Source organism: Micromonospora sp. D75 (assembly GCF_018070405.1).
Taxonomy (GTDB): domain Bacteria; phylum Actinomycetota; class Actinomycetes; order Mycobacteriales; family Micromonosporaceae; genus Micromonospora; species Micromonospora chalcea.
Genome location: NZ_JAGPXV010000205.1, coordinates 1 through 8,892, shown reverse-complemented (window position 1 = coordinate 8,892; position 8,892 = coordinate 1). Strand labels below are relative to the sequence as shown.

Here is an 8,892-nt window from a genome sequence, read left to right as displayed (position 1 = left end):
GGAGTCGCCGCGCCGGCGGCCGGTACGAAGGTCAGCTGTCGCCGCGGCCGTCCAGCCCGTTGGCCCAGCTGGCGAGCGCCTGCGCCTGCTCGGCCAGCGCGTGCTCGTCGGTGCCGATCGGGTCCTTGAAGAAGAACCCCAGCTCCTCGATCGGGCCGACGTGCCCGGCGCGGTGCGCCGCGGCGGTCAGCCGGGCCAGGTCGAGCACCAGCGGGGCGGCCAGCGTGGAGTCCACCCCGCTCCAGGTGAGCTGCATGGACATCCGGACGCCGAGGAAGCCCTCGAACGAGACGTGGTCCCAGGCGGTCTTGTGGTCGCCGAGGTCCGGCACGTTGTCGATGTGCAGCGGGGCGGTGACGTCCTCACCGAGCAGCGCGGGCAGCACGCCCGACTTCGAGCTGAGCTTGCTGCGGGCGTTGCGCGGGTCCTCCAGCGTCGCGCCGTCACCGCCGCCGAGCAGGTTCACCCCGGCCCAGGAGAGCACGTGCAGGGCGCGGCTGGTGAACATCGGCGCCAGGGCGGTACGCAGCAGCGTCTCCCCGGTCTTGCCGTCGGAGCCGGCGAACGGCACCCGCTCCCGCTGCGCCAGCATCTCCAGCGCGGGCAGCCGGGCGCCGGTGGACGGGGTGAAGTCGACGAAGCCGCAGCCGGCCCGGAACGCCGCGTACGCGACCACCGAGCTGGCCGGCAGCGCCTTGTCGTCCGGGTCGGCCAGGGCGCGGGTCAGCGCGTCCAGGTCATCGTGCTCGGGCCGGTGGTCGGCCGGCGGCTCGGTGGAGGACACGTTGATGACGACGACCCGGGACAGCCCGTGGCGGGCGCGGAACTCCTCGATGTCGCCGGCCAGCCGGTCGACCACCTCGGCCAGCGGTCCGGTCTCGGTACGCGCGTCGTAGCCGGTGCGCAGGTTCTGCTCGACCTCGGGCAGGCTGCCCCGCACGGCGGCCAGCACCGGCGCCGGGATGACACCGGAGTCGACGAGCGACTCGGCCTTCTTCTCCAGCGGCGTGTCGACGATGTCGTGCCCGCCGACCACCAGGTCGGTCCAGCTCACCAGCGGCGCGTCGCGCAGCATGCCGGTGTCGGTGACGCAGCCGGTCGAGTCGGCCATGCCGGCGCGCAGCGCCAGCAGACCGGTGATCGCCGTGGTGGCGACCGAACCGCGGGCGCCGTTGAGCCACACGCCGACGGGTGCGTCCGTTTCGGGGGACGGGGCGTGCGAGGTCTCGCGTTGGGTGACGGTCACGGGAAGACTCCTTCTCTGGGTGCGCCGGGACGGCGCGGTTCAGCGGGTGAGCACCTTGGTGACGGCGGCGGCGATGTCCTCCATGTCCTGTTCGGTGCCGAGGAAGGTGCTGTGGTGTGTCTGGACGGTGTGTGCGGCGAGCCACTCGGTGTTGGGGTACGTGCGCTCCCGGTGGATCGCCGCGAAGCGTTCGGCCAGCGGCGCGAGCAGCGGCTTCGTCCACGGCTGCAGCAGGCGGCTGCGGTGCAGCGGCTCGTCGGTGCAGTAGAACCGCTGGCCCAGCTCGGCGGTGAGCGCGGCGGCCACGGCGGCGTTGTCCAGGCCGGCCGGCAGCTCGTCGAAGACGATCGTGCCCTCGTAGATCGAGATGCGGGTCTGCCCCGGCGCCGGTTGCAGCAGCCGTACGCCGTCGACACCGTCCAGCAGCTCGCCGAGCAGCCGGTAGTTGTGATTGCGCACGTCGTGCTGGCCGTCCAGGACGGCCAGTTGCGCGCAGGCCACGGCGGCGGAGAACTCGCTCAGGCAGAAGTTGGCGCCCTGCACACCGGCGCTCTCCTCCAGGTCCAGTTCGCCGGCCGGCGTCCGGTCGTCCCGGTAGCGGCGCGAATCGGCCCGCAGCTCCTCGAGCACCGGCGCGAGCGTGTCGTCGTCGGTGACCACGGCCCCGCCCTCACCGCAGGTGAGGACCTTGCCGTGCTGGAAGCTGAAGCAGCCGAGCCGGCCGAGCGAGCCGGCCTGGCGGCCCTGCCAGGTGGCGCCGTGGGCCTGCGCGCAGTCCTCCACGACGGAGATGCCGCGCGGCCGGGTGACCGCGTCGAGCGCCGGCACGTCGGCCATGTTGGAGGCCCAGTGCACGGCGACCACGGCCCGCGGGTCCACGGACAGGTCGAGGTGGTCCGGCCCGACGCAGCCGGTGTCCCGGTCGACGTCGACGAGCACCGGGACCAGGCCGGCGCGCAGCGCGGCGGTCGCGGAGGCGGTCCAGGTCAGCGCCGGTACGAGCACCGTCTCGCCGTAGCCGAGGCCGAGTGACTCCAGGGCCACCACCAGGGCACTGGACCCGTGGTCGACCGGCACGCAGTGGCGGGTGCCGACGTAGCGGGCGAAATCGGCGGCGAAACGTCGCTCGAACAGGACGGTGTCGCCGACGGACGGGCTGCTGATCGCCCACCGGCCGCCGGTCAGCACCGCGGACAGGTTGGCGGCGGCATCCGGCGCGGGGGTCGGCCAGCGTGGCCATGGGCGGTCCGGCGGGCGGACCGGCTGGCCGCCGTCCACGGCGAGCCGCCGGTCGATGGGGATGGAGGTCGTCATGCCTTCGACCTTGATGGCCATCGATACATCAGCGGTACATGTGCGATGGCCGCAACGGCCGGCGCTGTGTATCGGCGCTGTACCCCGGTGGTCGAACCTCGGGGCATGAGCCGATCCGCATCGCCCGTGGGCGAACCGACCGAACCCCGCGCCGTCACGCGCGGCGTCTCCGTGGTCATCCCGGTCAAGGACCGGGTGGCGGAGATGCGCCGCCAGCTCCGCAGTCTGCGCGACGCCGCCCCGAACTGCCCCGAGCCGGTGGAGGTGGTGGTCGTCGACGACTCGGCGCCCGCCGCGGCCGCCGCCCACCGGGCGGCCTGCGCCGAGTACGGCGCCCGCTACGTGCGCGGGCCCCGGCACGTCGGGGCCAAACGGAACCTGGGCGTCCGGCACGCCCGCCACGACCTGGTGCTGTTCACCGACTCCGACTGCCGGGTGCCGGCCGACCTGATCACCCGGTACGCGGCCCGGCTGCGCGCCTCCGGCGAGGAGGTCGCCGGCGTCACCGGCCCGGTGATCGTCGAGCCCGGCGACAGCGCGTTCTTCCGCGTGATGCGCCGCTCCTACCTGCTGCTCGGCGACCTGACCCGGCCGCTGCACTACGAGCGCGTGTCCTGGGGCGCCGGCGCGAACATGGCCGTCAAGCGTGCCGTCTTCGAGGCGGTCGGCGGGTTCCCGGAGGACTCCCCGATGCCGCTGGGCGGGGAGGACCTGCACCTCGGGCTGCTCCTCACCGACGCCGGCTACGTGCTGCTCACCGACCCGGACGGCGTGGTCACCCACGACACCGGCGTCGCCGACACCTTCCGCGCGGTCGCCTACCGGTTCACCACGTACGGGCGCTCCGAGCAGTGGCTCTGCCTGGCCCACCCGCACCGGCGCCGGTTCGTGCTCAACACCGCCAGCACGCTCGCCGTAACCGCGCTGGCCGGGCTGCTGACCGCCCGGCGCAGCGGGGGACGCAGCCTGCTCGCGGTGCCGGCCGTCGCGGCCGCCGTGATCGCCGCGAAGACGCCCGGCCGGCTCGGCGGCGACCGGGGACCGCGTGCGGTGGCCGAGTCGGCGGCCTGCGCGGCGATCGAGACGCTCTTCGACGGGGCCGCGTTCGTCACCTCGCTGCGGCTCGGCCGTCCCGACCTGCTCTTCACCGGCTTCCGCGCGCCGGACGAGGCGGACTACCAGCCGGACGAGACGGACCACCGGCAGATCGCGCCGGTGGCCACGCCGCCGGTGGCGGCCTGACGGGGGGAGTGGCAGTGCCGACGACGTACCCGCTGGCCCCCGGCCAGCAGATGATGTGGGAGTTCATGACCGCGCTCGACCCGGCCCGTCCCGGCGCCTCACGGCTCGTGGTGGTGGAGTTCCGCCGGTTGCGCGGCACGCTGCGGGTCGACGTGCTGCGGCAGGCGATGCAGGACGTGGTGGACCGGCACGACGCGCTGCGGATGCGGTTCGACCGCATCGGCGTGCAGCCCGAGGTGCGGATCCTGCCGCACGTGGAGTCGCCGCTGGAGTACGTCGACCTGTCCGGACTGCCGCCGGCCGAGCAGCAGGCCCGCGTCGAGCAGATCGCGTACGCGCACCGCAACGACGCGTTCGACCCCGGCCGGGCGCCGCTGTGGCGGCCCGCGCTGGTCCGGCTCTCCGCGACCGAGCACGTGCTCGCGCTCTGCTTCTTCCACATGGTCTCCGACGGCTGGTCGTGCCGCGTCGTGGTGGAGGACCTGTGCCACGCGTACGCGGCCCGGCTCGGCGCGGCCGACCCGCAGCCGCCGCTGGGCGTGGACCCGGCCGCGCTCGCCGCGCTCCAGGAGGCGGAGCAGTCCGGCAACGGCGTCGACGCCGCCGCCCGGGCCGCGTACTGGCGGGACCGGCTGCGGCCGGTGGAGCCGTACCAGCTCTTCCCGGCGTCGCCGCCGGCGCCGGACGTCGCGCTCAGCGCCGAGGTGGCCACCCGCTTCGCGTTCCCGCCCGAGATCACCGCGCGGCTGCGCCCGGCCGCACGGCGGGCCCGCACCAGCCCGTACGTGCTGCTGCTCGCCGCGTACCTGGTGCTGCTGTCGCGGCGGGCCGGCCGGTCCCGGGTGGTGCTGGGCACCACCACGCTGGGCCGGGAGAGCCCGCTGTCCCGGCAGCTCGTCGGGCAGTTCACCAACAACGTCTACCTGCCGGTCGACGTTGCGCCGGACGCGCCGATGAGCGCTGTGGTCGGCGCCGCGCACGCCTCGCTGGCCGGGGCCGTCGCGCACGCCACCGCGTACCACCGGCTGGCCCGGGCGGTCCGTCCCGGCTTCGCGGCGATCCGCCCCTGGCCGGACAACCACCTGTTCGACGCCTGGTTCCAGTCCGCCGCGTCGGCGTCGCCGGTGCTGCACTGCCCGGATCTGCGGGTGGAGCCGGTCGACATCACCGCCCGGGCCGCGCCCGGCACCCCGCCGCCGGTGGTCGCCGCCGACGTGCCGCCCGAATGTCTGCCCGTCTGGGTCAAGCGGGGTTCACCGATCGTCGTGGTGGACGACGACCGGGCCGGCGGCGTGGTGATCCGCAACCGGGGTGTCTTCGGCGACGACCTGGTACGCGGGCTGATCGACGACTACGTCGCGGTGGTCTCGGCGCTCGTCACCGACCCCGGCACCACACCGGAACGGGTACGCCTTCCTGACGGTGCGTGCTTCCTCGACCACGCGATCGGGTAGGAGATCCGACGGACCGATCCCAGAGAGGTACGACGACCATGACGGACACCTCGACGAACCAGCACACGACGGAGCAGCCCGCGCCGCCGGTGCCCCGCTCGGCCGTACGGGCCCGCTGGTCGGTGGCGCTGCTCTTCGTCATCATGGGCCTGGCCATCGGCGGGTGGTCGGCCCGCGTGCCGGAGGTGCGGGACGCGGTAGGGGTCGGCAACACCGGCTGGGGCCTGGCGAACATCGCCACGAACGCGGGGGAGCTGGTCTCCCTGGTCGTGGTGGCGGTGCTGATCAGCCGGATCAACACCCGCCGGCTGGCGCTGGCCGGGGCCGCGCTGATCCTGCTCAACGCGCCGCTGCTGGCCGCGTCCACCACTGTGGTGGCGCTGGTCGGCGGCCTCGCGGTCTGGGGCTTCGCGGCGAACCTGCTGGCCACGCCGATGAACGCCCAGTCGGTCGAGGTGCAGAAGCGGTACGGGCGGCCCATCCTGTCCACGTTCCACGCGGGCTTCAGCATCGGCATGCTGGTCGGCGGCCTCTGCGGCACCGGGGCCGCGGCGATCGGGATGTCGCCGTCGGCGCAGATGGCCGTCACCAGTGTCCTGCTGGGCGCGCTGCTGATCGGCACGCACCGCTGGCTGCCCGACACGCCCCGCCAGGAGACCAAGGACGGCGAGGCGCGGCGCCGGCTGCGTGACCGGTTCACCCCGCAACTGCTGCTGCTCGCGGTGATCGCCTTCCTCGCCTCGTTCATCGAGATGGCCGGCGCCCAGTGGAGCGCGCTGTACGCGACCGAGGTGGCCGGCGCCACGGCGGTGCTCGCCGCGGCCACGTACACCTGTCTCTCGCTGGCCGCGACCGTCGCCCGGCTGTTCGGCGACCGGCTGGCCGGCCGGGTCGGGCGGATCCGCTTCGTCCGGCTGTCGCGCGCTGGTCGGACAGCCGGCGTGGCGCTGCCGGTGGCGTACCCCCATCCGGCGGCGGTGATGGCCGGGTTCGGACTGCTCGGGTTCGGCCTGGCGTGCGTGACCCCGACGGTGCTCGGCTTCGCCGGTGAGCAGCCGGGCCTCACGTCCGGCGAGGGCGTCTCCGTGGTGGCGATGGGCCAGTGGCCGGGCGCGCTGCTCGCGGCACCGGTGATCGGCCTGCTCGCCGGCGCGCTGGACCTGCGTACCGCGTTCGTGGTGGTGGCCGTGCTGGCGCTCGCCGTGGTGGCGTTGATCGGGCGGGTGCGGGCGGCGGCGCTGCCCGGCGAGAGCCCGGCCCCGCCCCGGCCGTGACGGCCGGGGCGGGGGCGGCGGTCAGAAGTCGTCGTCGAACGTGACGCTGCCGGTCACCCCGACCTGGTACGCCGACACCCGCCGCTCGAAGAAGTTGGACAGCTCCTGCACGTCCTGCAACTCCATGAACGCGAACGGGTTGGCGCTGCCGTACATCGGGGCGATGCCGAGCACTGCCAGGCGCCGGTCTGCCACGTGCTGGAGGTACTCGCGCATGTCGGCCAGCGACATCCCCGGCACGCCCTGGCCCAGCAGGTCCGCGGCGAAGCTCACCTCGCACTCCACCGCCTCGGCCAGCATCTCCTTCACCTGCTTCTCCATCTCGGCGTCGAACAGGTCCGGTTCCTCGGCGCGTACGGTCTCCACCACGTCGAACGCGAACGCCATGTGCATGGACTCGTCCCGGAATACCCAGTTGGTGCCGGAGGCCAGCCCGTTGAGCAGGCCCCGGGACCGCAGGAAGTAGACGTAGGCGAACGCGCCGTAGAAGAACAGGCCCTCGATGCACGCGGCGAAGCAGATCAGGTTGAGCAGGAACGCCCGCCGGTCGTCGCGGGTCCGCAGCTCGCGCAGCTCGAAGATCGAGTCGATCCACCGGAAGCAGAACTCGGCCTTGCGGGCGATCGACGGGATGTTCTCCACCGCGGCGAACGCGGCGAACCGTTCCTTCTCGTCCGGCACGTACGTGTCGAGCAGGTTCAGGTAGAACTGGACGTGCACCGCCTCCTCGAACAGCTGCCGGGACAGGTAGAGCCGGCCCTCGGGCGAGTTGACGTGCTGGTAGAGGTTGAGCACCAGGTTGTTGGCGACGATCGTGTCGCCGGTGGCGAAGAACGCCACCAGCCGCGACACCAGGTGCCGTTCGGCGGGGGACAGCTTCGCCAGGTCGGCGAGGTCCGAGTGCAGGTCCACCTCCTCGACCGTCCAGGTGTTCCTGATCGCGTCCTTGAACCGGTCGAAGAAGCGCGGGTAGCGCATCGGCCGCAGGGTCAGGTCCATGCCGGGGTCGAGCAGCATGTGCCGGGTCGGTGCGGTGGTGGTCACTGGCATGCCTCGCAGCTCTCGGGGTTCTCCAGGGAACAGGCCAGCGCCTCGTCGTCGCTCACGGCGGAGACCACGCCGGGCACCGGGGCGGGCACCGGGGCGACGGTGGCCTGCTGGATGCGGGTGGCGGGACGGGAACGCAGGTAGTAGGTGGTCTTCAGCCCGGCCTTCCAGGCGTACAGGTACATCGAGGACAGCTTGCCGATGGTCGGCGCGCTCAGGAACAGGTTCAGCGACTGGGACTGGTCGACGAACGGCGCCCGCGCGGCGGCCAGGTCGATCAGCGCCCGCTGCGGCAGCTCCCAGGCGGTGCGGAACAGCTCCCGCACCGGCGCGGGCAGCTCGGTGATGTCCTGCACCGAGCCCTCGGCCCGCTTGATCCGGTCGCGGACCTGCGGCGTCCACAGCCCGCGCGCCTTCAGCTCCCGCACCAGGTACGTGTTGACCTGGAGGAACTCCCCGGACATCGTCTCGCGCTTGAACAGGTTGGACACCTGCGGCTCGACGCACTCGTAGCAGCCGGCGATGGAGGCGATGGTGGCGGTCGGTGCGATCGCCACCAGCAGCGAGTTGCGCAGCCCGCCTGCGGCGATCCGCTCACGCAGCGCCGCCCACCGTCCGGCCTGCGCCGGCTCCGCGCCCCACAGGTCCGGGTGCAGGTCACCCTTCGCGGCCCGGGTCTGCGGGTACGCCGGATGCGGCCCGAACCGCTCGGCCAGCCCGGCGGAGGTCTCCAGCGCGGTCAGCAAAATCTCCTCCTGCACGCGGGTGGACAGCTCCTTCGCCTCGGGGGAGTCGAACGGCAGGCGCAGCGTGAAGAACGCGTCCTGCAACCCCATCAGGCCGAGCCCGACCGGCCGCCAGCGCGGGTTCGACGCAGCCGCCTGCTCGGCCGGGTAGTAGTTGATGTCGATCACCCGGTCGAGGAACACCACAGCGGTGCGGACCGTGGCGCGCAGCCGCTCCCAGTCCACCCCGTCGGCGGTGACGTGGGCACCGAGGTTCACCGAGCCGAGGTTGCACACCGCCGTCTCGGCGTCGTCGTTCACCTCCAGGATCTCGGTGCACAGGTTGGACAGGTGGATCACGTTGCCCGGCTCACCGGTCTGGTTGGACAGCCGGTTCGCGGCGTCCTTGAACGTCATCCAGCCGTTGCCGGTCTGCGCGAGCGTGCGCATCATCCGCCCGTACAGGTCCCGGGCCCGTACCGTGCGGACCGCGTTCTTCTCCGCCGCCCGGTACGCGGCGTCGAACGCCTCCCCGTACAGGTCGGGCAGCTCCGGGGCGTCCGACGGATCGACGAGCGACCACTCGCCGA

Annotated in this window: 7 protein-coding genes; 3 read left to right on the top strand and 4 right to left on the bottom strand. The window is 73.2% G+C overall.

What is annotated here, in order from left to right; translation table 11 throughout:
• Positions 1-31 precede the first annotated feature (31 nt).
• Positions 32-1,246, bottom strand: coding sequence for an inositol-3-phosphate synthase (locus KBX39_RS14660; protein ID WP_051610915.1), 1,215 nt, complete (start codon positions 1,244-1,246; stop codon positions 32-34).
• A gap of 39 nt (positions 1,247-1,285) precedes the next feature.
• On the bottom strand, positions 1,286-2,560 hold the full coding sequence (locus tag KBX39_RS14655; RefSeq protein ID WP_240925580.1) for a DegT/DnrJ/EryC1/StrS family aminotransferase: 1,275 nt from the start codon (positions 2,558-2,560) through the stop codon (positions 1,286-1,288).
• Between the two features lie 105 nt (positions 2,561-2,665).
• Between KBX39_RS14655 and KBX39_RS14650 the strand changes: the two genes are divergently transcribed.
• Genes KBX39_RS14650 through KBX39_RS14640 form a run of 3 tightly spaced genes read left to right on the top strand, consistent with a single transcriptional unit; the run spans position 2,666 to position 6,530 of the window.
• Complete coding sequence (locus KBX39_RS14650; protein ID WP_233514666.1) at positions 2,666-3,802, top strand: glycosyltransferase; 1,137 nt, start codon at positions 2,666-2,668, stop codon at positions 3,800-3,802.
• A gap of 14 nt (positions 3,803-3,816) precedes the next feature.
• A complete protein-coding gene (locus KBX39_RS14645; protein ID WP_210871057.1) occupies positions 3,817-5,256 on the top strand; it encodes a condensation domain-containing protein in 1,440 nt (479 codons plus the stop codon).
• A gap of 38 nt (positions 5,257-5,294) precedes the next feature.
• Complete coding sequence (locus tag KBX39_RS14640) at positions 5,295-6,530, top strand: MFS transporter (protein ID WP_210871055.1); 1,236 nt, start codon at positions 5,295-5,297, stop codon at positions 6,528-6,530.
• Between the two features lie 21 nt (positions 6,531-6,551).
• Here KBX39_RS14640 and KBX39_RS14635 read toward each other — a convergent pair whose 3' ends face one another.
• Positions 6,552-7,580 carry a ribonucleotide-diphosphate reductase subunit beta gene (locus KBX39_RS14635; RefSeq protein ID WP_043323372.1) on the bottom strand — a complete coding sequence of 343 codons (1,029 nt, stop codon included), beginning with the start codon at positions 7,578-7,580 and terminating at the stop codon, positions 6,552-6,554.
• The coding region (locus KBX39_RS14630) for a ribonucleoside-diphosphate reductase subunit alpha (protein ID WP_210871054.1) at positions 7,571-8,892 on the bottom strand (1,322 nt) is incomplete at its 5' end. The genes KBX39_RS14630 and KBX39_RS14635, both read right to left, overlap by 10 nt.

What these genes read in the sequence shown, in the direction of transcription:
- KBX39_RS14650 (WP_233514666.1), top strand. Translation starts at nt 2,666, where the DNA reads ATGAGCCGATCCGCATCGCCCGTGGGCGAACCGACCGAACCCCGCGCC.
- KBX39_RS14635 (WP_043323372.1), bottom strand. Translation starts at nt 7,580, where the DNA reads ATGCCAGTGACCACCACCGCACCGACCCGGCACATGCTGCTCGACCCC.
- KBX39_RS14640 (WP_210871055.1), top strand. Translation starts at nt 5,295, where the DNA reads ATGACGGACACCTCGACGAACCAGCACACGACGGAGCAGCCCGCGCCG.
- KBX39_RS14655 (WP_240925580.1), bottom strand. Translation starts at nt 2,560, where the DNA reads ATGACGACCTCCATCCCCATCGACCGGCGGCTCGCCGTGGACGGCGGC.